Raw genomic sequence first — 25,159 nt, forward strand, 5'->3', positions numbered from 1 at the left:
TCAGCTGATCCGGAATTTAATGTAAGTAATCGTTTTTCCTTTCGCCGAGAAGAGCTCTTCATAATACGTTTTGATATCTCTCAAATGTTCTGTATTAGGATCGTATTCTGGAGCACCATAGATGTCATGGTGAGCAGAAATGATCTCATAACCTGCTCCCTGTAAATATCCAAGGGTATACCCATGCAGAAACTCTGAATCGGTTTTCAGGTGGATAATCCCTCCTGGCTTAAGGAATTTTTTATAACGGTCTAAAAAATCCGGATGTGTTAATCTGTGTTTTGTTCTTTTATATTTTATTTGTGGATCCGGGAAGGTAATCCATATTTCATCTACTTCATTTTCAGCAAAGAAATAATCTACAAGCTCGATCTGCGTTCTTAGGAAAGCTACATTCGTCATGTTACTATCTACAGCTTCTTTAGCACCAAACCAAAATCTAGCCCCTTTAATATCAACTCCGATAAAGTTTTTTTCAGGAAATGTTTTGGCGAGTCCTACAGAATATTCTCCTTTTCCACAACCTAATTCCAATACAATTGGATTGTCATTCTTAAAGAAGTTTTCTCTCCATTTTCCCTTAAGTTCGAAACCTTTTAAAGCATCTTCCCTGGTTGGTTGGATTACATTTGGTAATATTTTGTTTTCTGCGAATCTTGCTAATTTATTCTTGCCCATTGAGTTATAAAATGATTGCAAAAATAGTGAAAATTTATGGAGAATCTTTGCCTTTTGGAGGTAAAAGACATAGAGATAATTCGTTTTTGATTGATATTATTGACCTCCTAAAGCTACCATAATTGCCTTTTCAATTGTTTTTTGTGAAGCATATTGAGCTCCGCAAACAAGGCTGGTGAAAAGATATTGTCCTTTTTCTATAACAATTGAACCTTCGCCATGAGCAGGAACGGCCAGTCTGTATTTAGTAGTGCCCACGCCTTCCATTCTTACAATGATATTACAGTCTGATTTATTTTGAATCAATATAATAGCTTCTTTAGCATTAGGGTCATTATCAAATAAAGAATTAAGAATTTTTACAGTTTTGTTTTTATGCTCTACAGGGGAAACCGCCATAAGCATGTTGAATTCTTCTGCTTCAGCATTGGGAATTGCTGTATTAGCAGAGGTATTTACAACATAGGTATTTTGGGCATTACTTGGTGTATAAACATCGGTAGGTTGTTTGGCAGCCAATTCGGCCTTATATTTTGCAATCTGCTTTTGTTTGATGATCGCATTCATCTCATCAAAAGTGATCTTTGTAGAAGGTCTTCTCCTTAGCATGGCCAGCATTTCCTGCATATCTTTTACTTTCTGATCGGCAGGATGTGCATTTTTGATGTATTCTTTCATCATTTCCATTACCCTTGGCTTGAGTACAGATCTTCGGGGATCATCAGGATGGGCATCTCTTAAAAACGCATTGATTTCGTAGATGCTCTTACTTTTCAAAATTTCACTGTAGTCTTTCCCTTTTTTTTGAGCAGACACAGCAACGAAAAACATACAACAAAGAAGTAAAAGTACTTTTTTCATTAATTACTATTAAATTAAAAATTGGGTGCTTCTCTTTTAATTTGCTTTCTGGGTTAGTTTTTACTTGAATAACGAAATACAAGCATTTTTATTTTTAAACACTTGTTTGTGAGATAAAAATAAACATATTTTTGAATATTAGAGAATAATCTATTGTTAAAGTTAAACAATTTGTATTGAAGACATTCTAGAAAGACAGTGCTGCTAATTGTTTGGACAAAAAAATCCATGTGAAGTACATGGATTATATTTTTTTAGTTATTACTTACAACCTCTTGTAAGTGAGAGCTTTTAAGCCTTTTCTGATAGATAGGCATGTATTTTTCAATAGGAACCTTTATCGCTTCAAAATTTCCTGCCAGGACATAAGCCTGAATATTTTCAGAACTATAAACGAATTGAAGGAAGTTGTCAATCAGGTTTTCAGGAATTTTAAACCTTGTAAAATAATCTTTTCCCAAATAATTTTTGATCTGCGCAATAGAGGTATTCATCCTTTCATAAGCCTGATAACGCTGTTTTTTCTTTCTGTCACCCGAAAGGATGTCATAAATACTTTCAAGGCTAAAGGTAAGCCCACCATCCCGTAATCCGGCAACAGGTAGTTCCGGTGGAGTTCCATCACCTTTTGGTTCTGGAAGGCCGATTACTTTCTTAAGAGCATATGCTTTATCTTCTTTTCTTAAAGAATTTACATCATACCGGAGATTTCCGGTAGGTTTGAACCTGCTGAGTACAATTTCCTGAATTTCATAATAAGCAATTTTAAGCTCAACCAGATTCTTTTGCACCATGGATTGAGGAGTTAGCTTAATATCTTTTCTCTCAGTAACAATAGAGGTAAACCTGATTACATCGCCGGTATTAGCCGGGATATTAAAATTACCATTGTAATCTGTAAGAACGGTCTTTTGAGTATTCAGGTTCGTAACATATACCTGGTTAAGATATAAAATAGAGTTGTCTCTCAGAAATACCTCTCCGGAATATATTTGTGCATTAATTTTTGCCAGAAAAATCAATAGCAGTAGAGTAAACAGTTTCTTCATATAATGCGCAAAATTACGTAGAAATAAAGCAATTCTGCCTAATTAGATGATGAATAGTGGTTAAAGTTATATTAAACTTTAAGATTTAATTGTTAAGGAGTGTTAGAAATTTATCAACAACCTAAAAAAGAGTGAATATAAGTAAAGAAGCCAGAAGAAAGAATACTTGAAACTCAGTGTCTCTTTCTTCCGGCTTTCTTTGTTTTATCTGTGCTTTACAAGGAGCCAGCTTGAATATTTTACAGTGAGCGTAGAGCCGTATTCCGTCCAGGTGATAAAATACCAGTACGTTGCTGTAGGAACATATCTTCCTCCTATTCTTCCATCCCAGGTAAATCTGTTTTCCGGAGTTCCTCTGAAGACTTCGGCACCATATCTGTCAAAGATTCTGAATACAAGATTATCGTTCGCCATCAAAGCAGAATAGTCTATTCCTTCATTATAGCCATCTCCATTCGGAGTAATGGTATTGATGAGATTGATAATAGCAAATGGTTTTTTCACCTCTTCACACATTTTTGAGTCTCTCACAAATACATTGTGAGCTCCTCTTGGTACGTTGGTGAAGACATTCGAACTCTGCCATGACACTCCATCTAAAGAATATTCATAAGGAGGAGTGCCGCCACTTACCCCAACTTTTACCGTTGTTCCATCTATTTCAATAGAAGTAATCATTGGAAGCGGAAGTTCTGTAACGTTCACATACTGTTTGTAAACACAGCCATTGAAGGTAAGTTCTACCCAATAACTTCCTGGTGCAACGTTGGTGATGGAAGGGGTTGTCGCTCCCGTACTCCATAAATATCTCTCAAAGCCAGGCCCGGCATCCAATGTTGTGGTAGTTTTCGGACAAATAGCTTTATCTACTAATATATCAGATTTTTTAGGAACTTTAATATTGATGATAAGGCTACCAACTTCAGGGCATACTCCATTTTTTTGAAAACGGATATAATACGTCTGGGAAGTGGTAATATTAACAGGTGATGAAACGATATTCACATTGTTCTGAGCATCTGCTAATGTTGCATGAAAAGTGTATGTTACATTTGGATCCAGGGTAAACTGAGGTATAAACTGAGTTAAGTTGACGCTTTTTATGCCATCCAGGTTGTCATCACAAACGCTTTCTGTAACGGTTTTGGTAATCAGTGTTACTTTAGCTCCGATACTGAACTGTAAAGGTTTAATCACGGTGGCACATCCATCCGGAGAATCTACCCTGATGTAAATAGTCGTTGTAGCAGTGTAGCTCCAGTTGTTAGGGAGTGTATTGTTATTTCCGGCGTTGGCATCTGTCAGATTTGCATAATATCTTACGTTGGTAAAATAATTAGGATTATTAAGTACAATAGGAGTGACATTGGAAAGGTTCACAGTGACTGTTCCATCCAGATTATCATCACAGAAAACACCATTATAGTTATCCAGAACAATTGCTTTATTGAAAAGAGATAATGTTATCTGTGCAATACTTTTACAGCCGATACTGTTTTTTACAACAGCATATACGATAGTACCGGTTGGTGCGGTGTAAGCCGTTGTATTGGTAATCAGTGCTGCTGCATTTTCATTCTGAGCATCCAAAAGGGAAGGATAATAAGTAATGGTGACAGGTGAATTATTGGTTATGTTGGCTGTAGTCAGGTTAAATGTTCCCTGTCCATTAATGTCGCAAGCAAATAATGTGGTATTCATTACTGTAAGAGCCTGAATATTGATAGTAACGGTTACTGTTTCACAATCCGGAAAATCCGGGTCATTGCCGCAGAATGTATAGGTGAATGTATCTGTTCCAGATGTTCCGGGAGTATTTACAGTATAAGTAATCACTCCGGTTGCAGCATTTACCACTGCTGTTCCCAATGTAGGGGTTGTTGTAATCGCTACCGTATTCGGGGCTGTGGTTTGCGTAGAACTGCTTAATGCAGGAGTTATAACCTGAGAAGTACATACATTGTAGGCTTTAGTGCTTAGTTTTGTACAATTCAGTACTTTAATTTGTTCAGTGACTAAGGGAGCACAGCTTCCCATTGTAACAGAACAGGTATAATATCCGGGTAGTGTGGGGGTAATTGTAGATGTTGTAGCTCCGGGAACAATCGTTCCGTTTCTATACCACTGATAGGTGTCATAGATAAGTGGGTCTACCGTAAGAACAATTCCTGGAATACAGCCGGTTCCTGATTTTAAAATAACGGGTTGTGTAGGAAATCCTGCGAAGAATCCTCCGTATCCTACAGCATCACTTCCCGCGGTAATTCCTGCCATAATAGCTTTGTCTGAAACAACGGTGATGGTTCCGGTTACATTGGGAATTCCATAGGTAACCCAATTGGTGGTTCCAGTCATATTATAAGGTCCCGTTATGGCGAGAGGGGTTGCACTGTTTACCGTAACGTTGGCTCCTCTTTCTGTAATGAGATTCAATTTTGTTGGAATGTTCAGAACTCCTCCAACATTCCCATTGGAATGAACGAAGTTTTCGTTAATGAGCCCCAATTCATTGATCTGTTTTGGAAGATAGCAGTTTAAAGCAGGAATAAAGTTGAAACCTCCAGTAGCTGTTTCATTTCCAGAGTTGGAATCCCCGGCCAGAATCTGATAGACATAGGCATTTTTTGATGTTTTGACATACAAATTATAATGTCCGTTTCCCTGAAGGATGTATTTTGAATCAGGAATCACATAATATTTTCCTGCGTTGATGGTGGCTATTGGAGGGATTTCATTGTTGACAAAAATCTGAGTATTATCTTCAGTGGCAATAACCACAGCCCCTTCCATATTGGAGCCGATAGGTCCGTTACCTTTTACCAGGGCAAATTCATTTCCCAGTCTGTTGACCGGTACTGCCTGATCCATCAAAATATCTGAACTAGAAGGAAAATTCCCGGCATATTGCCCGTTAAAGTTTCCATTAGTGACATTGATGGGTTTATTTGAAATAATTTTTGAACCAATAAATCCGTCAAAATTTCCTGTAATATCTCCAATTCCGTCAAGAATATAAGACTGTCCTTTATTTAAAGTGAAAGTCATTGTTGGATTAGTTGCTCCTGTCATCCCATTGGAAAACTGAACAGTGGGGCTGTATCCGGAAATGGTAACGGTGGTGTTATCTTCTGTTGCCAGTACGCTGGTCATGAAGTTGAGGATATTATTGCTTACCGTGATAGGAGCGGAGGCTGCATAGAATGTCATTCCTGTAGAGGGAATTCCTTTGGATGTAATGATTTCCGCATGGTTGAATACCGAGAACCTTAGGTTAGCATAAAATGGAAATTCTGCTTTAAGATACAGCCCTTTGGTAGTTGGGGTAAATAGATCCGTCTGCTGTGTGGTAATAATATAATTCCTTAAAACATCAAATTTTTGTGGATTGTTTTTGCTGATATTCACTGTTCCGATCAGAACATTATTGTTATAAATACTTACCGGAAAAGGGGTTGTTCTACTGGTAGATAAATACAGTTTCTGGTAAGGATTGGGAGCGCCTGTCCTGTCTACCATCGGAGCAAACCAGTGCTCTCGGTCCAATTGGGCGAAGGCAGAGGTGAAAATATAAAATATAAATAGAAAAGATAGAATTTTCTTCATTCAGTATTAGTATTTATCACAAATTTAACAATAAAAAGCATTGAATGCTTGAAAACATAATAAAAAAGCCTCGATTTCAAAATCGAAGCTTTTAAAAACTTTATGACTGTAGTATTACTCTCTGTTTTTAACCATAATCCAACCAGTGAATTTTATCGGTGTTTGCTTGGCATTAGGTTCGTTCCAGCCTATTTCGTACCAGTAATTTCCTGTAGGAACTCTTTTGCTGCCATCTGCCGTTCCGTTCCATTTGTATCCGTTGGTTTTGTCTGCCTGGAAGATTTTACTCCCATATCGGTCAAAAATGTTAATGACAAGATTATTTTTAACAGCTAGCGAAGAATAATCTATAGCATCGTTTACCCCATCATTATTTGGTGTGATCACATTAATCAGATTAGGAATGGTGATATTCACCTGTATTGGTTCACAATTATAGTCATCTTTTACATAGATGGTGGCATTTCCTCTGCTGATATTGGTGAATACATTAGAATCCTGCCAATTGATATTATCCATAGAATATTTGTAGGGTAGAGTTCCTCCTGCAACATTTACGGTTACAGTATTATTTGAGATATCAATATTGGTAATAACCGGCTGTTCCGATGCATATACTTTTACAGTCTGTGTGGTTACACATTCTCCGGTTTTTAGTTTTACCCAATATACTCCTACTCCTACATTCTTTATTGTTTGGGTAGTTGCTCCAGTGCTCCATTCATAGCTTTTGAACCCTGGTCCTGCATCTAATGTAGTTTTTCCTTCCATACAGATGATTTTATCCGTCAATACATCTGATTTTACCGGAGCTAAAACTACAAGAGTTACCATGGCTACTCTGTAACATCCGTTTGCATTAATTACTTTGATATATACAACACCATTGGGCGCGATGTAATTATTAGGAGTTAAAATTTCGTTGGTTCCTGCGTGAGCATCTGCAAGGGAAGGATAATATTTCTTGGTAATTCCGGTCGCTAATGTTACGCTGACATTGGTAAGATTAAATAAACCGGTAGCAGGATTAGCTTCTAGGAAACATGTTCTTATTAAAGCGTCATTTACTATAGGGCTTTCAGATACAGTTAGATTTAAAGTCACTTCTTCACAATCTGTAAAATCTGGATTGTTTCCACAGAATTTATAAACGATTTTATCAGGGCCAATATAATTATAAGCTGGTGCATAGCTTATTACACCTGTAACCGGATCAATAACTGCATTTCCATTAGTAGGGGCGGTGATGATTGTTACAGTTCCCGGTACTACAGTTTGGATAGAACTTGAAAATGTAGGGACAATTTGTTTTACTCCATCACATACCGTATCATTGATAATCGTTTTCTTAAGACAGGTATACACTTTATATACCGGAGTGATCACTGGCGGACATGAGCCTACAGTAATTTTTACCGTATAATTTCCTGATTGTGTAGGTGTATAAGAATGATTTGTAGCCCCCGGTATAGGATTGTTTTCTTTATACCATTGGTAGGTATCAAAGCTGTCATCTACTTCAAGAACAATTCCCGGAATACATTCACCATTTTGTTTTGCAATAACGGGAATGGAAGAGAATCCTGCAAAATAGCCACCATATCCCACTACACCACTTCCTCCGGAAATACCGGCTGTAACGGCTTTTGTTGAATTAATAGTAACATCTCCTGAAATATCGGGAACAGAATAAGATACCCAGTTGGGTGTTCCTGTTACTTGATAAGGGCCTTGTGAAGCTGGCAATTGTGCTCCGTTTACAGTGACAACAGCTCCTGCTTCTGTCAGGATGTTCAGTTTAACAATATGCCCTGAAAGGGTTGTAGAATAAGGGAGATCTTTAATTTTTCCAATTTCATCAATTTTTCTTGGAAGGTAACAGTTTAATGGCGGGATATAATTAAACCCAAGTGTTGCGTTGCTGGCTCCAACCCCTGCCATAAGTTGATATACATATACATTTTTTGTGGTTCTGATGTACATGTTGTAGTGATTATTCCCTTGATTGATATAGTTGGTATTATTGATTTTGTTGACTCTGTAGCTTTCACCTTCAGCCAATGTTGCAGCTGGTGTAGTCGCGTTGTTAATATATACCTGAGTTCCGCCTTCTGTAGCAACAATTAAGGCATCTTCCATGTTTCTGCTGATGTCTCCGTTTCCTTTTACAACTACAAATTCATTTCCTAATCTGTCTACGGGTACAGACTGGTCCATGATAATATCAGAACCCTGATAGGAACCGCCCGCTGCCATGGCAAATTGACCGTTAAAATTTCCATTGGTTACTGAAATGGGTTTATCGGCCTCTATTTTAGCACCAATGAAAGCTTCTTTATTTACAGTTTTGTCACCTATGCCTTCAATGATATAAGATTGTCCTTTATTCAATGTAAATGTAAGGGTTGGATTGGTAGCTCCTGTCCATCCATTGGTAAATACCACATTGGGAGAATAGTTGGAAACGGTAACGATGGTATTGTCTTCTGTTGCCAGAATTCCGGCCGTGAAATTATACTCGCTGTTGAGTTCTTCAATGGGAGCGGTGACCGCATAGAATTTTGTGCCAATTCCTGCTTTCCCTTTTGAAGTTAATATTTCTCCATGTTGGCTTACTGAGAATCTGTAGGTGACAAAGTAAGGTTTTGAACCTTTAGTATAAAGGCCTTTATTTCCCACAGTGAATAGTTCCCCATTGATAGTGGCAACCATTCTGTTCAATGGAATATTAAATGTCTGTGGTGAGCCTTTGCTTATGGTGACTGTTCCCAATACCGTATTATTGCTGTAGATGTCTACAGTGAAAGGGGTGGCAGAATCTGTAGAGAAGTACAGGGCCTGCATGGGAGTAACTACTTTTGGAGATCTGGCCGCCATTGGGGCAAACCAGTGTTCTGTATCTCTTTGGGCAAAAAGCATGTGAATTGGTGCCCATAAGAACAGAAAAATCAATAGAGTCTTCTTCATGTATATTTAATTAGTTTTTTTACAAAAATAACAGAATAATTCATTATACATAGAAGTATTTCATTATATGTGGTGTTGAATTAACAAAATAAGCCACGATAATACAATCGTGGCTTATAAAATATAGTTTTAAACTAATTATTACTCTCTGTTTTTAACAAGAATCCAACCTGTGTATTTTATTGGAGTCTTTTCTTTGTTGGCTTCATTCCATGTGATATGATACCAGTATGTTCCTGTTCCCAGTTTTTTATCAAAGTGTTTTCCGTCCCATCTGTAGTTATTGAACTTATTTCCGGTAAATACCATATTTCCGTATCTGTCATATACTACAAAACTTAGGTTTTCTTTGTAAGCAAGCTCGCTGTAATCTATGTAATCATTTACATTATCTCCATTAGGTGTAATGGCATTTAATAGATTAGGAATTGTAATTTCTACAGAAGTAGGAGTACAGTTGTAGAAATCTTTTACATAGAAAGTGTGCTGTCCTCTGCTTAAACCTGTGAAGACATTTGAATCCTGCCAGTTAGCAGTTCCATCAACCGCATATTTGAAAGGTGCTTTACCGCCGCTCACAATTACTGTTGCTGTATTGTTGTTAATCTCAATTGTTTGGATTACCGGATCTTCAACTTTTTTCACTTTTACGGTCTGAGTAAGGAAACATCCGTTTTTACCTAGTACTACAGTGTATTCTCCAACACCTATATCTCTGATACCTGAAGAAGTCGCACCTGTGCTCCATTGGTATGAATCATATCCGGAACCTGCATCAAGATTAGTTTTTGCATCCATACAGATGTACTGATCTACCAGGATTGGAGATTTCTTGATTGGAAGTACAATTAATTCAATTTTTGCATTCGCTGTACATCCTTCAGCAGTGGTTACTTTTACATATACGAATCCTCCTGTTGATGGGAAGTTAGTAGGTGTTGTAATTTCGTTGATCCCAGCTGTAAGATCATTTAGAGTACGGTAGTATTTTTTAGTAACCGCATTATAGTCTGTTACTTTAGCTTTCGTAAGGTCAAAATAAGCATAAGGATCTACATCATACCAACATGCTTTAATAGAAGTATCTGTTACGATGAATGGTACTACAGTAAGGTTTAATGTCACCTGCTCACAATCTGTGAATTCAACTGAATTTCCACAGAATTTATAGATGATTTTGTCTGCTCCTAAATATCCTGCATTTGGAGTATAAGTGATTGTTCCGTTTGGATTCACCACTGCTGTTCCTTTTGTAGGAGGAGTTAAAATTACCACTGTACTTGGAACCACAGTTTGGGTGGAAGAAGTAAATGTAGGAGTAATAATTTTAGTAGAGCAAGCATTAAGAGCCTGTGTTGTTTCTTTTAAACACATTTGTACTTTATAGATAGGTGTTGTAACAGGAGGGCATGTTCCCATTGTTACTTTAACCGTATAATTTCCAGATTGTGTAGGAGTATAAGTAAAAGAAGTTGCCCCTGCAATAGCTACACCATCACGGTACCATTGGTAGGTTTCGTATCCGTCATCTAATTCAAGAATAATTCCCGGTACACATTCACCTGTCTTTTTAGCAATTACAGGGATGGAAGAGAATCCTGCAAAATAACCTCCGTATCCGGCAGAACTAAATCCTCCGTTAATACCAGCTGTTACAGCTTTTGTAGAAGTAATATTAATGTTTCCTGTTACCCCGGTAATTCCATAGGTAACCCAGTTGGTGTTTCCTGCCACCGGATATGGTCCGTCTGTTGCAGCTATAGGCATGCCATTTAGCAGTACAGTAGATCCTGTTTCTGTTAAGATATTTAATTTTACAATGATATCCTGAACAGCACTGGCTCCTCCGGTACCAATAGGCATTTCATTGATTTTTCCGATTTCATCAATTTTTCTTGGAAGGAAACAGTTCAATGGTGGAATATAGTTGAATCCATTGGTAGCATCACTTCCCAGAATTCCAATAAATTGATATAAATATACATTTTTAGTAGTCGAAATGAACATATTTGAATGTCCCGAAGTACCCTGAGCTACATAGCTGGTTTCATTAATTCTGTACCATTCTCCTGCAGCAAGTGTTGCAACAGAAGTACCTCCGCCATTTAAAAATACCTGAGTGTTATCTTCAGTAGCAACAATAAGACCTCCCTCCATATTCAAGTTAGGAGCAGTAGATCTTGTTTTTACCATTGCGAATGTATTTCCAAGTCTGTCAACCGGTACAGATTGATCCAGAACCGGGTCACTTCCTGATGGTGCAGTAGAGAAGTTGGCATTACAGCTTCCGTTGGTAAGTGTTATAGGTTTATCAGCAACTATTTTTGCACCAATAAAACCCGTGTTATTTGCAGACTGACTTCCTGATCCTGCAAGAATGAAAGATTGTCCTTTCTGAAGTGTAAAAGTTTGAGTGTTACCTGTAGGTGTTCCGTTAATAAAAACAACTCCGGCAGCTGCATTCCACGATACTGTTACATTAGTGTTGTCTTCAGTAGCAAGAACACCGGCTGTAAAGTTTTGGATACTGCTGGTATTGGTATTGGGAGCAGTAGCAACGAAAAATGTTTTTCCAATTCCAGCCTTTCCTTTACTGGTAATTACTTCCCCGTGAACACTTTGGGCAAGTCTTAAACTACAGTAAAAAGGTTTGGCTGCTTTTAAATACAGTCCTTTATTACCAACATTGAATGCTTCAGTAGTGGTACCTGTAGAAATAAGGCTATTGGTAACCTTGTAAGTTTGCGGGCTACCTTTACTGATGGTAACCGTAGTAACTACAGCATTGTTGTTATAAACGGTTACATCAATGGGAGTTAATGAATCAGTGGAAAGGTATAGCATATTGGTATACCCTCCAACACTGTCATAATAAGGAGCAATCCAATGCTCGGTATCCCTTTGTGCAAAGAGTGGATTAATTGTCAAAAAAATTAATACCAAACTGAGTAGAAATCTTTTCATGTGTATGGAATTAGGATTTCTACAAAATTAAAATAAAAAATGAAATACTTTTAATAAAATTTAAATAAATGTTAAAAAGTTACTCTCGATTTTTAATTAAAAGCCATCCTGAGTATGAAACTGGTAATTGGGTATCAGGTTCATTCCATCTGATAATATACCAATAAGTTCCCGTAGGAAGATTTCTTCCATTGGCTGTTCCATCCCATGTATAATTCTTGTCAGAAGACTTATAAACAGAAGCTCCGTAGCGGTCAGCCACTTCAATAATTACATTTTTTTTGATTTTTAATTCTGAATAATTGAGTACATCATTAATTCCGTCTCCGTTCGGAGTAATGGTATTGATCAGGTTGAGCACCAGAAACTCTTTGGTTACATGTGTACATCTGTCAGAACCCAATACATATACCGTATGGAGACCTCTTGATAATCCTGTGAAAATGTTGGAAGTCTGATAGTCGAAACCATTTAATGAATACTTATAAGGAGCAGTTCCTCCGGTTACAAAAACCGTTGCAGTAGTGCCTGTTACCTCTATTTTAGCAATAGTAGGAGCCTGTGAAGAGGTTATATTGACATACTGACGGTATACACATCCGTTGAATCCAAGGTCTACATAATAGGTTCCGGGTCCTACAGAAATACTAGGGGAAGCAGCACCTGTACTCCACAAATATGAAGTGAATCCGGGACCTGCATCCAGCATTATTTTTTCATCAGAACAGATCACATGATCATTCAGTTTGTTTGATTTTTTTGGAGTTTTCAGGTTAAGCGTTAAAACAGCTGTATTCGGGCATGCAGTACTACTTTGGAATCTTACATAGAAAATACTCGTCAATGAAGTAAGAGTCTGTGATGCAGAAATGGGGTTTAAGCCAGCCTGAGCATTTGCCAGGGAGGTGTAAAATGATAAGATAACACCTGGATCTGCGGTAAATAGAGCTTTATAATCATTAAGATTCACTGCTTCGGAACCATTGAGATCATTGTCGCAGATATCAGCTTGTGCATTATTGGTGATTAAAGAAATTTTATTTCCGATAGTAAAATTGATCTGGCCAAATACAGGTGCACATTCCCCGGTAACACCGGATACTCTTACATAAACAGTGGTATTAGCGGTGAATGTCCAGTTGGCAGGAAGTGTATTATTGTTTCCGGCATTGGCATCAGTCTGATTAAGATAATATTTTACCGTGAAGTTGGCAGGATTGGTAACAATTTGAGGAGTTACGTTCGTGAAATTGATACTTACAATTCCATCAAAATTATCATCACAAATAGCCGCATTGAAGTTACTTGTGTTAATATTTGGGGTAGGATAAGTATTTAAAGTAATGGTTGCTGTTTTAGAACATCCATAGATAGAAGTTACATTGGCATATATTGTTCCGGCTTGTCCTGAGTAGGCAGCTGGATTAGTAATCTGACCTGTTAAGTTTTGATTGGTAAAGTAAGTAACGGTGGCACCAGGTTCCTGAGTAACACTAGCAGTAGTAAGGTTGAATGTTCCATTTCCGTTAGCCGCTGCACAGGAATTTAATGAAGCATTGTTTACCTGAAAAACGTGGGTGTTAATTATAATTTTAAAATATTCAAAAGCTGCCGGATTTCCGTTCCCCTGAATATAATAAGTAAATGTATCTGTAGTATTGGCTGTAATACCAGCATTAGGAGTATATATAAGTTGTCCTGTTGTCGGATTTATGCTTACGTTTCCGTTCGTGGGTGATACAATAATATTTGTATAAGAAGGATCAATAGTTTGGGTTGAATTACTAAATACCGGATTGATGATTTTGGTATTACAAGATCCAATATCATAAGTAGTTGTAGTGATAGGCGGACATGCAGTATAATCAAATTCTGCAGTAAGCCTGGATTCGCAGTTTGTTCTGGTGATATAACAGGTGTATATTCCAGAACCATATAAATCTGGATTGATAGTTGGGGTAGTTGCTCCTGTAATCGGATTTCCGTTCAAATGCCATTGATAAGCATCATAACCGGATTCTACAGAAAGCTGAACTCCATTATAACAGTCTCCTGTCTTGGTAATTACCGGAACAGAAGAGAATCCTGCGAAATACCCTCCATATCCTACGGCCCCATTTCCTGCGGCAATACCTGCAGTAACCGGTTTTGTAGAACCTACAGTAATATTTCCTGTCACACTTGGAATAGAATAAGTAACCCAATTTGGATTTCCAGTTACCGGAGCGGGGCCTGTACCTGCTGCAATAGGGTTTCCGTTGATCGTTACTGCAGCACCAGCTTGAGTAATAATATTAAGTCTTGTATTGAAGGTATCAGTCCCTATTGTATTGATAAATCCGATTTCGTTGATCTCTTTAGGTAAGAAACAGCTTAATGGTGGTATAAAATTCATTCCTCCTGTAGCATAAACCGTACCTGTGGAAGTTCCTGCCAGAAGCTGATATACATATACATTATTATTGGCGGAAATACTCATATTGTAATTTCCGTTCACCTGACTTACATAGTTTGTTCCCTGAACAACATAATATTGTCCTGCATTCAGAGTAACATTATTCAAAAGCGTTCCGTTTACAGTAAGTTTTGTATTATTTACCGTAGCAATCACTACGGCTACTTCCATTCCGGAATTGGCAGGACCATTTCCTTTCATCATTACAAAATCTTTCCCCAATCTTTCTACGGGAACAGCCTGATCCATCAAAACATCTACATTGGTATTGTTTTGAGTGGTATAGATACTGTTGAAGTTTCCGTTGGTGACAGAAATAGGTTTGTTGGCAACAATTTTTGCACCTACCAGACCTGTTAAATTATTAGGATTGAGATTACTCTGCGCCTCAAGGATATATGATTTCCCTTTATTGATGGTGAAAGTTCTCGAAGGAGCGGAAATTCCATCAGAGAAAACAACAGCAGGGTTGTATCCTGATAAAGTTACAGTGGTATTATCTTCAGTTGCAGTAATTCCAATAGTGGAGTTTACATAAGGTTTGGCAGTTGTATTGGGAGCCATTCCTACAAAGAATGTTTTCCCAAGTCCAGCCAATCCTTTTGATGTAATAAATTCAGCCTGATCTTGTACAGTAAATCTGTAACTGGCAAAGAATTTTTTGCTTCCTTTTACATACAGTCCCATTGAATTGGACGTAAACAGTCCGGATGGAGTAGAGGAAATCATCATATTGTTCGGGATAGTTACCTGAACAGGATTTCCTTTGCTTACCTGAACGGTAGAAAATACATTGTTGTTATTAAATACCTGTACAGAGAAGGAGGTTGTTTCATTGGTTGAAAGATAAAGGTAACCTTTCGGAGTTCCAAGAAGGCTGCTTGCCGACATAGGAGCGATCCAATGCTCAGAATCCAATTGTGCATTCACAAATAAACAAAGAAAAGTGCAAAAAGCTAGTAGAAGTTTTTTCATGCGTTATTATAAGGGGCCGCAAATTTAAACATTAATAATCAATTTTTTATGCAAAAAAAGTTTTGAAATAACGTTTATTCTGTATTTGCTGAATATTTAAAATTCCCGTCATATTCTGTTAATAATCACATGCTTTTTTGGAATAAAAAAATCCCGGTGAACTTCACCGGGATTCTATATTTTTTGAAAAGGGTTAGCTTATAGGCTTACTCTTACAAATCCTGTTACTTTTAGGTCTGCATTTACAGATTTTACGTAGTCAGCAACTGAGATACTTCCGTCTTTAATGAAATCCTGGTGTACCAAAGTGTTGTCTTTGTAGAATCTCTGCATTTTACCTTTAAGGATATTATCGATAATGTTAGCAGGCTTACCTTCTTCAGTAAGTTTGTGTCTTTCGATCTCTAATTCCTTATCGATAGTTTCCTGAGAAACTCTAGTTTCGTCCAAAGCAATTGGGTTCATAGCAGCAACCTGCATAGAAACAGCTTTAGCAGCCTCGTCAGCTCCATCTACTTTAGCAGAAAGAGAAGAAATTGCAGCAATTTTGTTTCCAGCGTGGATGTAAGCTCCTAAGAAATCTCCCTGGATTCTTTCGAAAGATCCGATTTCAATTTTCTCACCGATAACTCCTGTTTGCTCAACTAATTTTTCAGCAACTGTCATTCCGTGGAAATCTGTAGCTAAAAGCTCTTCTTTAGTAGCAGCAAAAATTGCCATTTCAGCTAATTCGTAAGCTAGTTCAATGAACGCTTCATTTTTAGCAACGAAGTCAGTTTCGCAGTTTAGAGAGATTACTACACCTAAAGTGTTGTCCTCGTTTACTCTTGCGATTACTGCACCTTCAGCAGATTCTCTGTCAGCTCTGTTAGCAGCAACTTTCTGTCCTTTTTTTCTAAGGATGTCTACCGCTTTTTCGAAGTCTCCTTCAGCTTCAACTAGAGCTTTTTTGCAGTCCATCATACCTGCACCTGTTTGGTTTCTCAATTTTGCTACGTCTGCAGCAGCTGGTGTATAAGACATAATATCTATTATTTTTTTTATTTAAGATTAGTATTAATTTTTAGCTTAAATTTAGAGCAGTGCAAAGATAATGATTTTAATGATAAACTAAAAAATGACTTTTCACGTTATTAATATATTTAATACTATTTTAAAGATTTGATTAATGAAAAAAATCTTATTCCTTCTATTTATATGCATTTTCTCTCTTGGATTTTCCCAAAAAAAGAAAAAAACAAAATCTAAAGCTGTTGTTGAAAAAGAAACGGTCATCATCTATACAGAGCAGGAAGCTGAAATTTCAAAAGAAGCCAGAGTGATCGCCGGATTCCTGAAACAGAATCCCGGACACGCTAAAACAGATTATTTTAAAAGAAAACTGATTGATATTATTATGGCGGGTAATTCTCCTGAAGCAAAGCCTACCATTAAGCCAATCAGTAAAGAAAAAATTGAAAACATTTTAAAAAATAATGAGCTGAATAGCGGTAAAACAGTAGCTGTTAATAAAACTAATACTGTTAACGGTAAGCCTGTTTCTGATAATACAGCGGCTGCTATTGAAGCGCTAAAAGAAGAAAGAAGAACCACAACGTATGCATCAGTAGGTTCAGCAGGCTCGGCAAAAAGCGCTGGAACATCTGCAACAGGATCTAAAGCAGAACCGAGTGAGGAGAATAAAAGAAGAGCTGCAATGCTTACCCATCTTTTTAATAATGATGTGAATAAGAATGAAGCATATGTGAATATTAAAAACAGATCTGCCTGTAATCTTATCGTAAAGATAAGCGGTAAAAAATATTATAATCTAACAGTTCCTGCAAAAGGGGAAAATTTTATACTCGTAGATAAAGGAGAGTATGTAATGACAACCGCAGTATGTGATGCCAAATATTCTTCTTTGAAGAAAATTACACAGGATATTGAGATTGTACTCAACGTTGCAGAATAGAATAAGATAGAAGAAAGCTAAAGAAAAAAGGTTAAGAAGAAATTCTTAACCTTTTATTTTTTATCCTTTAAACTGACCCATTGCAATGAATTTGTCCTGTCTCTGGGTTTCAAGCTCTTGTCCTGTAAATTTGGAGAAAGCTTTAATATTTTGTAAAATTGAATTTTTCAGGTTCAAATAAGTTGTCTCCTGATCATAATGAGCACCCCCAAGAGGTTCCTCAATAATCCCATCGATGAACTTTTCTCTTAAGGCATCTGCCGGGGTAAGATTTAATGCATTGGCTGCATCTTCTTTGTGATCCCAGTTTCTCCATAAGATAGAAGAACAGCTTTCCGGAGCAATTACTGTATACCATGTGTTTTCTAACATATATACCTTGTTTCCTACACCTATTCCTAATGCTCCACCACTGGCACCTTCTCCGATGATGTAAGTGAAGATTGGAGTTTTCAGCTGTACCATTTCAAAAATATTTCTTGCAATAGCTTCACCTTGTCCTCTCTCTTCAGCTTCCAATCCTGGGTAAGCTCCCGGTGTATCTACTAAAGTTACCACAGGGATATTGAATTTCTCAGCAAGCTTCATTAATCTTAAAGCTTTTCTGTATCCTTCCGGATTTGGCATTCCAAATCTTCTGTATTGTCTTTCTTTAGTTGTTCTTCCTTTTTGAGTCCCTATGATCATTACTTTTTGACCATCAAGGGTAATCAATCCTCCAATCATTGCCGGATCATCAGCGAAATTTCTGTCTCCATGAAGTTCTAAGAAACTGCCTTTGTCTGCCATTCCGTTGATGTAGTCTAGTGTATAAGGACGATCCGGGTGGCGGGACAGTTGTACTCTCTGCCAAGGTGTAAGACTTGAATAGATTTCTTTTTTCTTTTCTAAAATCTTATCCTCAATCTGGCTGCATGCTAATTTTACATCAACACCACTTTCTTCTCCTACTAAAGAACACGTCTGGTATTGATCCATCAATTCTTTGATAGGAAGTTCGAAACTTAAATATTCCATTTCTTGAAGTAAATTAAATCTTTCAAATGTATGAAAAATTATGGTTATTTTAGTTAAAATTATTTATAGCATTCTTTATTCTGGCGATACTTTCTTCTTTACCAAGGGTTTCCAGAATGTCCGGTACGTCTGGTCCTTTCAGTTCTCCTACTAAAGACAAACGTAAAGGCATCATTACTTTACCCATGCCTAATCCCTTGCTTTCCGCGAAATCATGCATTTTTTCTTTTAAAGTTTCAGCGATAAAGTCTGTAGATTCAAAAGCAGTCGCCAATTCTCCTAAAATTGCAGATGTATCATCATTCCACGCTTTTTTCGATGCTTTTTCATCATAAGAAACAGGAGCTTCAAAGAAAAATTTCCCATTTTCATAGATGTCTTTCGGGAAAGTAGCTCTTTCTTTCATCAGCTGAATTACTTTCAACAGTTTTTCATCAGAAGTACCGGAAAGATCAAGATCAGTATTTTTTAGGATCTGAAGAAGCTCTTCATCAGATTTCATCTGAATATACTGGTGGTTGAACCACTCAGATTTTTCTTTACTGAATCTTGCACCCGCTTTATGTACTTTATGAAGATCAAATTCTTTGATCATTTCTTCCAATGGAAGAATTTCTTTATCATCAGCAGGAGACCATCCCAATAATGCTACCATATTAATGAAAGCATCAGGAAGATAACCATTTTCTCTATATCCTTTAGAAACTATTCCTGTAGCTGGATCTTTGAAATCAAGCGGGAATACTGGGAATCCGAATTTATCTCCATCTCTTTTGCTTAATTTTCCTTTTCCTTCAGGTTTTAAAATTAAAGAAAGGTGTGCAAACTGTGGTGCTTCCCACTGCATAGCCTCATACAATAAGGTGTGAAGTCCTAAAGACGGCAGCCATTCTTCTCCACGGATTACGTGAGAGATTTCCATTTCGTGATCATCAATAATGTTGGCGAAATGATAAGTTGGCATTCCATCATTTTTTACCAGCACTTTATCATCTAAAGTATTGGTATTAACAGAAAATTTTCCACGGATAATATCTTCCAGATTCAATACTCTGTCAACAGGCATTTTAAAGCGTACTACATAAGGAGTCTTTTCATTCAATAGTCTTTGAACTTCTTCCTCCGAAAGAGTAAGGCTGTTTCTAAGACCATTTCTTGTTTTATTATCATAGGAGAAAACATCACCTTTTGCTTCGTATTCCGCACGAATTGCATCTAATTCTTCTGCAGTATCAAAGGCGATATAAGCATAGTCTGTCTTTAAGATCTGTTCTGTATATCGATCGTAGATGTCTCTTCTTTCAGATTGTCTGTAAGGAGCATATTTTCCTCCTTTTTTAGGACTTTCATCAGGGATGATTCCGCACCATTCTAGTGCTTCTTCAATATATTCTTCAGCACCTTCTACATATCTGGCAGTATCAGTATCTTCAATTCTCAATACAAATTCTCCTCCTTGATTTTTAGCAAAAAGATAATCATATAATGCAGTTCTTACGCCTCCCAAATGTAACGGTCCTGTAGGACTTGGAGCAAAACGTACTCTTACTTTCTCCATTTCAATTTTAATTTTTGCAAATTTACTTAAAATTATGCGTTTACGGACTGATTTCTGACCAGGTATTCGCTTTTTGATTTTAGCTTTTGTATTTATTTCTTTAAATTTTCTTCAAATGTCGTTTTAACTGTCTCACACTATATCTTCGGATCATTTTTAATCTAAATATTACAATTCATGAATGTCATGTTGTAGAAGTTGAATCTGTAAACAAAAATTATTGAATTAGTTTTAATATTCTTTTTATGATCTGTTCAAGTTTGTTTTTATAATTGTTTTTAATTAATAAATCACTTATTTGTGATTGATAAATCCTTTATTAATGGATGATTAAGCAATTGTTAAAATCACGTATTGATGATATATATCAGTTGTGATTATGTATTTCACTCAGTATTGAAGGTTATATTTGTGAGGAATTTTAAAATAATAACTATGAAAAAACAAATTTTATTTAGCTTCAGTACAGCGCTGATGCTTTTCATGGGATCATGTTCTTCGGAAGATCTGAACACCGAAACCTCTACTTCTGACAGCCCGGCAAAAGCTAATCGTTTGTCTGCAGCAAAATTTGCAGGAGATGGAATTTATGATGTCTTAGGACACGGTTTTGATGCGGCTGGTGAGTATGCTAACGCAAATTCTGCCGGTTTTAAAGTAATTGATATCGATAGATTCAAAACGGAGCAGGCAGCGAGGCTTATTTCTGAAAATGCAAATACTCAACAATACGTTGAAGAATATGGAGAGAATGCACAGACTTATTCCAAAATGGTTTCTACGAAAGTAGATGCTACTGCCGGAATTCCTTTGTTCAAAAAAACATTATCAGTGGGATTCAACTCTGCAGTGACTACCAATCATAAATTTGATGCAAAATATATCTATGGAAGTTATAATCTTTTAATTAAGCAGAAAAGATTGAGATTTAATGCCACAACAGACATGCTTGCTGATTATGTAACACCTGAATTTACACAGGACTTGCAGACTAAATCGCCACAGCAGATTGTACAGGATTACGGTACCCATGTAATGGTTGATATTTATACAGGAGCAAAAATGGATATCATGTTCCAGTCTGAAACCAGCAACGAAAGTCGTGAACGCGCTGCAAGAATAGGAGTAAAGGTTGGAATGCTTAAAGCTTTTGATGTAGATGTTCAGAATGATGTGAATACATCAGAATCTTCCATGAACTATTCTAAAAAATTATCATACAGAACAAGAGGTGGAGATCCGTCAAAAGGTTTGGTAGGAGAGTTGAATCTTGATCAGGCTACCCCAAAAATAAATATTGCGAATTGGCAAAACAGTTCGACCGTGAATAATTCTGTTTTAGTGGAATTTGGAAATAACGGATTGGTTCTTATTTACAATTTAATAAAAGATCCTGCTAAAAAAGCTCAGCTTAAGGCTTATGTAGATCAATATTTGATTGATAATCAGATTTCATTGGAATATAATACAACGATGTTATATGGTTATCAGAATCAGGCGGACAGTAATCATTATTTTACTTTTAATACCAATCTTCAGCCTTCTTCTTACTGGACCAATGAAGGGCCTACTTTTAAAGTATTCCAGTATAAAGCACCTAATACAGTTCCTATTTACTGCTTTAAGAGTAATTCAGGAGCGCACCATTATTACACGCAGTCTAGCACATTACAGCCATCATCTTATTGGGATGTTTATATGGGAGTTGCATTTTATGCGTATAAAGATCCGGCTGGAGACAGAGTTCCGGTTTACAACTATAAAGCAAGAAATCAATCAGATCATTATCTGACAGTGAACCCGAACCTTGGACCAACAAGTTATTGGGTAAAAGAGGGAATAGCGTTTTATATTCCTGCTAATTAATTTTTGGATTTATATTAAATCAATTTGGTTATACATTTAGGTGAAGTCAGACTTTCTGGCTTCACCTTTTATTTTCAGCTATGCTGTATTGGTTAATGAACTGTATTTTAATTAATCATTAAATTCACCAAATAATGATATAAATCATTGTGTAATTATTTTTTCACTCGCTGTTGAATATTATATTTGCGGAAACTTATTAAATAATCATGAAAAAACAAATTGTATTTTGCTTCAGCTCTTTGCTGATGCTTTTTATGAGTTCTTGTTCTACAGAAGAACTAAACAGTGAGGTAACACCTGAAAGCCCGGCAGCAAAGGCTAATAACCGATTGGCTGCGTCCAAATTTGCAGGGGACGGAATTTACGATGTTCTGGGACACGGTTATAATGTTGCCGGTGAATATGCCAATGCAACAGCAGCCGGTTTTAAAGTGATCGATATTGATCGTTTTAAAGCAGAACAGACCAACAGACTAATCAGCGAAAACACATTCTCACAGGAATACACTGAAGAGTATGGTGAAAATGCTGAATCCTATTCTAAAATGGTTTCTACTAAAGTGAATGCTACTGCTGGTATTCCATTATTCAAAAAAACACTTTCTGTAGGATTTAATTCTGCCGTTACTACCAACAATAAATTTGAAGGGAAATATATTTATGGAAGCTATAACCTTACTATTAAGCAAAAAAGAGTAAGATTCAATGCTACTACAGATATGTTAGGAGACTATCTGACTCCGGAATTTGTTCAGGATTTACAGACAAAAACGCCACAACAGATTGTACAGGACTATGGAACTCACGTAACGCTTGACATCTATACAGGAGCAAAGCTTGATGTTTTATTCCAGGCAGAAACAAGAAGCCAAAGCCGTGACCGTGCAGCAAGAATTGGAGTAAAAGTGGGAATGAAAGACATTTTTGATGTAGATGTAACAAACGATGTGAACACGTCAGAATCATCTATGAACTATTCTAAGAAGTTATCATTTAAAACAAGAGGAGGAGACCCTTCAAAAGGTTTGTTGGGAGAACTGAATCTTGATACTTCAAATCCTAAAATTAATATTTCTAACTGGCAGAACAGTTCTAGTACGAGCAATTCTGTGTTGGTAGATTTTGGAAGCAACGGATTGGTTATCATCTATGACTTAGTGAAAGATGCTGCTAAAAAAGCTCAGCTTAAAGCATACGTAGATCAATATTTGATCGATAATAAAGTGTATATGGAATTCAACACAATTCCGGTTTACAGATATTATAACGGAGTAGATCATTATTATACCAAAACTCCGGGAAGCTACAGCGGATATTCTTATGAGGGAACTGAATTCAATGCATTCTTATATAAAGCACCAAATACGATCCCTATTTACAGATATTATAACGGTAAAGATCATTATTATACAAAAACTCCGGGATATTATCAGGGATATGTTGACGAAGGAATAGAGTTTAATGCTTTTGCAACACAACAGCCTAATACAGTTCCAATCTACAGATATTGGAATGGTAAAGATCATTATTATTCAAGATCCAGTGTAAGGCCATCAGGTTATGTGGCTGAAGGAATTGAATTCTATGCCTATTAATTAAAAAATATTAATATTTTACAGCAAAGAAGCCGTCTCAGTTTTGAGGCGGTTTTTTAATATAAAGAAGCAGATTTACTGTTTGTAAATATATTTTCGATTCTCTTATCATTAAAAATGTATTTTTGTAGCTTATAAATTTAGCCTATCAATGAAAAAAGCGATCTGCCTTTTTATAGTTGGAGAAAAATATCAGAGAATATTTAATAAGAGTAAGGTTCAGTTTGAGAAGTATGCACAAAAGTGTGGAGCAGATTTGATCATTCTTGACAAACCTCTGGATGAAACTTTTTATCGCCCTTTATTATCCCAAAAATTACTGATACCATCCCAAACAACGCAATATGATATCGTTTTGTTTCTTGACCTCGACATCGCGATCTCAGAAAAAGCCCCATCTGTATTTGAATATCTTCCTGATAACAAGTTTTTTGGCGCAATTCTTGATCCCAGAGGAACAGAAGAGTTTAATAAAACATGGGAACATATTCCAAGAATACTAGAAGAAACGTCTGAAATCTATTTCACAGATAGGCATTTTGATGCTCATCCTTTATTAGAGGGAAGTATTAACGGAGGGGTGTTTATTTTTCGCCCACAGAAAATAGCTGATACCTTCAAAGAGTATTATTTTTCTGAACATAATCAGGGAGAATTAAATAGTTTTGAAGAAACTCCTTTTGCTTATATTTCTCAGGTCAACGGATGGTTTGAAGCGTTGCCTCCTGAATTTAATGTTCAGGTTATGTATAAAATAAAGGGAACCAATGAGGGTAATCAGGTTGAGGTTGAGGAGAGAAATACTCCAAGATTTATAAAAAAATATTTCTATAAAAAGAGTGGATATTGCATGCTCCCAACAAAAAGATACAAAAGATTTATAAAAAATATTATTGTAGAAAATTATTTTGTTCACTTTGCAGGTAACTACCCGATAATTTATAATTAGCTCTATGAAAGTCATTAGAAGAATTTTAAAAAGATTCGTAAGCATTTCTTACGGTATAACAGTGAACAATGAAGCGGATGAAATTGCCCGACTTTTGAATGCTTTACTCCCTTCCATAAATAAAAATGATGAGGTTATCGTGCTACAGGATATTACCCATAAGAATCAAGAAGTTGCAGATATTCTGGATACATATGGCAACAAAATTAAAAGAATTGAAGCACATCTGGACGGAGATTTTGCAACATTTAAAAATAATCTGATAAAAGTTGCGTGTAAAGACTATTTATTCCAAATTGATGCGGATGAGATACCAGAGCCTTCCCTAATAGAAGAGATAAAACCTTATCTATTTAAAAAAAGAAAAATAGATGTTTTCATGGTTCCCAGAATCAATATTGTAAATGGAATTACAGATGAACATATAAAACGCTGGAATTGGCAGGTAAATGATAAAGGATATATTAATTTCCCGGATTGTCAGCATCGTATTTTTAAACTCAACGGAGGCATCAAATGGAAAAATAGGGTGCATGAAAAGCTTTGCAATTATAAAAAGATTGCAAGCCTTCCGGTTTCTGATTATTCCATGTGCCTGCTCCATATTAAAGAGATTAAGAGGCAGGAACAACAAAACTCTTTTTACGACACCATTGTATAATATT

At 36.5% G+C, this 25,159-nt stretch carries 15 protein-coding genes; 5 read left to right on the forward strand and 10 right to left on the reverse strand.

Going from position 1 to position 25,159, the window contains the following annotated elements; genetic code table 11:
- From trmB to tsf, 8 genes are all read right to left on the reverse strand, one after another.
- Positions 1-678, reverse strand: a complete 678-nt coding sequence (trmB, locus tag ACM6F9_RS01125) for a tRNA (guanosine(46)-N7)-methyltransferase TrmB (RefSeq protein ID WP_414844034.1) — start codon at positions 676-678, stop codon at positions 1-3.
- 96 nt (positions 679-774) lie between these two features.
- Positions 775-1,539 carry a DUF6759 domain-containing protein gene (locus ACM6F9_RS01130; RefSeq protein ID WP_414844035.1) on the reverse strand — a complete coding sequence of 255 codons (765 nt, stop codon included), beginning with the start codon at positions 1,537-1,539 and terminating at the stop codon, positions 775-777.
- Between the two features lie 254 nt (positions 1,540-1,793).
- The gene (locus ACM6F9_RS01135) at positions 1,794-2,588 is read right to left on the reverse strand and encodes a hypothetical protein (RefSeq protein ID WP_414844036.1); all 795 of its coding nucleotides are present in this window, start codon (positions 2,586-2,588) and stop codon (positions 1,794-1,796) included.
- Positions 2,589-2,792: 204 nt separating this feature from the next.
- Positions 2,793-6,191: a T9SS type B sorting domain-containing protein gene (locus ACM6F9_RS01140; RefSeq protein ID WP_414844037.1), complete on the reverse strand. Its 3,399-nt coding sequence runs from the start codon at positions 6,189-6,191 to the stop codon at positions 2,793-2,795.
- A gap of 114 nt (positions 6,192-6,305) precedes the next feature.
- Positions 6,306-9,158: a T9SS type B sorting domain-containing protein gene (locus ACM6F9_RS01145; protein WP_414844038.1), complete on the reverse strand. Its 2,853-nt coding sequence runs from the start codon at positions 9,156-9,158 to the stop codon at positions 6,306-6,308.
- Positions 9,159-9,299: 141 nt separating this feature from the next.
- Positions 9,300-12,122: a gliding motility-associated C-terminal domain-containing protein gene (locus ACM6F9_RS01150; RefSeq protein ID WP_414844039.1), complete on the reverse strand. Its 2,823-nt coding sequence runs from the start codon at positions 12,120-12,122 to the stop codon at positions 9,300-9,302.
- Positions 12,123-12,201: 79 nt separating this feature from the next.
- The gene (locus ACM6F9_RS01155) at positions 12,202-15,552 is read right to left on the reverse strand and encodes a T9SS type B sorting domain-containing protein (RefSeq protein WP_414844040.1); all 3,351 of its coding nucleotides are present in this window, start codon (positions 15,550-15,552) and stop codon (positions 12,202-12,204) included.
- 198 nt (positions 15,553-15,750) lie between these two features.
- Positions 15,751-16,575, reverse strand: coding sequence for a translation elongation factor Ts (gene tsf / locus ACM6F9_RS01160; protein WP_047385945.1), 825 nt, complete (start codon positions 16,573-16,575; stop codon positions 15,751-15,753).
- A gap of 145 nt (positions 16,576-16,720) precedes the next feature.
- On the opposite strand from tsf, the gene ACM6F9_RS01165 reads away from it, so the two are divergent.
- Positions 16,721-17,506 (forward strand): DUF6759 domain-containing protein, encoded by a 786-nt coding sequence (locus ACM6F9_RS01165; RefSeq protein WP_414844041.1) that lies wholly within the window; start codon positions 16,721-16,723, stop codon positions 17,504-17,506.
- A gap of 60 nt (positions 17,507-17,566) precedes the next feature.
- Here ACM6F9_RS01165 and ACM6F9_RS01170 read toward each other — a convergent pair whose 3' ends face one another.
- Positions 17,567-18,523: an acetyl-CoA carboxylase carboxyltransferase subunit alpha gene (locus ACM6F9_RS01170; RefSeq protein ID WP_414844042.1), complete on the reverse strand. Its 957-nt coding sequence runs from the start codon at positions 18,521-18,523 to the stop codon at positions 17,567-17,569.
- 49 nt (positions 18,524-18,572) lie between these two features.
- Positions 18,573-20,081, reverse strand: a complete 1,509-nt coding sequence (gene gltX / locus ACM6F9_RS01175; protein WP_414844043.1) for a glutamate--tRNA ligase — start codon at positions 20,079-20,081, stop codon at positions 18,573-18,575.
- 435 nt (positions 20,082-20,516) lie between these two features.
- Between gltX and ACM6F9_RS01180 the strand changes: the two genes are divergently transcribed.
- From ACM6F9_RS01180 to ACM6F9_RS01195, 4 genes are all read left to right on the forward strand, one after another.
- On the forward strand, positions 20,517-21,947 hold the full coding sequence (locus ACM6F9_RS01180; RefSeq protein WP_414844044.1) for an MAC/perforin domain-containing protein: 1,431 nt from the start codon (positions 20,517-20,519) through the stop codon (positions 21,945-21,947).
- Between the two features lie 209 nt (positions 21,948-22,156).
- A complete protein-coding gene (locus ACM6F9_RS01185; protein WP_414844045.1) occupies positions 22,157-23,545 on the forward strand; it encodes an MAC/perforin domain-containing protein in 1,389 nt (462 codons plus the stop codon).
- A gap of 151 nt (positions 23,546-23,696) precedes the next feature.
- Complete coding sequence (locus ACM6F9_RS01190) at positions 23,697-24,494, forward strand: hypothetical protein (protein WP_414844046.1); 798 nt, start codon at positions 23,697-23,699, stop codon at positions 24,492-24,494.
- Positions 24,495-24,498: 4 nt separating this feature from the next.
- Entirely contained in the window at positions 24,499-25,155 is a 657-nt protein-coding gene (locus ACM6F9_RS01195; protein ID WP_414844047.1) for a glycosyltransferase, read from the forward strand.
- The last annotated feature ends 4 nt before the right edge of the window (positions 25,156-25,159 follow it).

Origin of the sequence: Chryseobacterium sp. IT-36CA2, assembly GCF_949767875.1 — a bacterium.
GTDB lineage: Bacteria > Bacteroidota > Bacteroidia > Flavobacteriales > Weeksellaceae > Chryseobacterium.

Bases quoted from the DNA above. Each gene is read 5' to 3' on its own strand.
- ACM6F9_RS01190 (WP_414844046.1), top strand. From the start codon at position 23,697: ATGAAAAAAGCGATCTGCCTTTTTATAGTTGGAGAAAAATATCAGAGA.
- ACM6F9_RS01150 (WP_414844039.1), bottom strand. From the start codon at position 12,122: ATGAAAAGATTTCTACTCAGTTTGGTATTAATTTTTTTGACAATTAAT.
- gltX (WP_414844043.1), bottom strand. From the start codon at position 20,081: ATGGAGAAAGTAAGAGTACGTTTTGCTCCAAGTCCTACAGGACCGTTA.
- ACM6F9_RS01185 (WP_414844045.1), top strand. From the start codon at position 22,157: ATGAAAAAACAAATTGTATTTTGCTTCAGCTCTTTGCTGATGCTTTTT.
- trmB (WP_414844034.1), bottom strand. From the start codon at position 678: ATGGGCAAGAATAAATTAGCAAGATTCGCAGAAAACAAAATATTACCA.
- ACM6F9_RS01140 (WP_414844037.1), bottom strand. From the start codon at position 6,191: ATGAAGAAAATTCTATCTTTTCTATTTATATTTTATATTTTCACCTCT.
- ACM6F9_RS01170 (WP_414844042.1), bottom strand. From the start codon at position 18,523: ATGGAATATTTAAGTTTCGAACTTCCTATCAAAGAATTGATGGATCAA.
- ACM6F9_RS01180 (WP_414844044.1), top strand. From the start codon at position 20,517: ATGAAAAAACAAATTTTATTTAGCTTCAGTACAGCGCTGATGCTTTTC.
- ACM6F9_RS01195 (WP_414844047.1), top strand. From the start codon at position 24,499: ATGAAAGTCATTAGAAGAATTTTAAAAAGATTCGTAAGCATTTCTTAC.
- ACM6F9_RS01145 (WP_414844038.1), bottom strand. From the start codon at position 9,158: ATGAAGAAGACTCTATTGATTTTTCTGTTCTTATGGGCACCAATTCAC.
- ACM6F9_RS01135 (WP_414844036.1), bottom strand. From the start codon at position 2,588: ATGAAGAAACTGTTTACTCTACTGCTATTGATTTTTCTGGCAAAAATT.
- ACM6F9_RS01155 (WP_414844040.1), bottom strand. From the start codon at position 15,552: ATGAAAAAACTTCTACTAGCTTTTTGCACTTTTCTTTGTTTATTTGTG.
- ACM6F9_RS01130 (WP_414844035.1), bottom strand. From the start codon at position 1,539: ATGAAAAAAGTACTTTTACTTCTTTGTTGTATGTTTTTCGTTGCTGTG.
- ACM6F9_RS01165 (WP_414844041.1), top strand. From the start codon at position 16,721: ATGAAAAAAATCTTATTCCTTCTATTTATATGCATTTTCTCTCTTGGA.
- tsf (WP_047385945.1), bottom strand. From the start codon at position 16,575: ATGTCTTATACACCAGCTGCTGCAGACGTAGCAAAATTGAGAAACCAA.